General features: G+C 30.3%; 1 protein-coding gene and 1 tRNA gene. Both read right to left on the bottom strand.

The window, feature by feature from the left end:
- Positions 1-151: 151 nt before the first annotated feature.
- Positions 152-248 (bottom strand) — tRNA-Sec (locus HMPREF1871_RS05540).
- Between the two features lie 114 nt (positions 249-362).
- A partial coding sequence (locus HMPREF1871_RS06330) for a hypothetical protein (protein ID WP_198145786.1) occupies positions 363-617 on the bottom strand: 255 nt, incomplete at its 5' end.

The following is a 617-nucleotide window of genomic DNA, read 5'->3' as shown; positions in this document are numbered from 1 at the left end:
ATTAGGTCCAACTTTGTGGGGTCACCTTATCGATTGCTCATAGCTTTTTTGTTTTATTAATTAAAGACTCGTTAAGTCAGTTTTTTTTAAAATTCTTAATTTAACGCCCCTTTGTAGAAGTGTTTTTCATATTGTAATATTTATTTAAAATTGGCGGGAATGTGTGGGAATCGAACCCACCCAAGAGGCTATTAACCCCTCATACTAGTTTTGAAGACTAGAGAGCACACCAGAACTCATCCACTCCCATACCAAACAATTATACATTGAAATTTCAAAAAAATCAATGTATAATGCATAATTTTACCCCTCAAATTCTTAAAAAATTCGAGGGGTATTTTTTAATAAATTAATATCAAAATTTATTTATTATTTTTTTTTCTTCTTAGTATGCTAAGAGCAAGAAGAGATATTGATGCTAATGCTATTAATTCTTTTGTATTATTATTTTTAACTGCTTGCGTTTTAGGTAATTGTTTTCCTGTAGGCTGTGATTGAGTTATATTGCTACCATTATATGTGCCAGTAGGATTTTGTTTTGGATTTTGTTTTGGATTTTCTGGTTTTTTGTGGTTACCTCTATTGTTAGGAGGAGTAGGTTTTTCTTTTTTAACTAC

The organism is Gemelliphila asaccharolytica (genome assembly GCF_001553005.1).
Lineage (GTDB): Bacteria > Bacillota > Bacilli > Staphylococcales > Gemellaceae > Gemelliphila > Gemelliphila asaccharolytica.
Note: the sequence above shows the minus strand (reverse complement) of the source record. Positions and strands in the feature narration are given on the sequence as shown.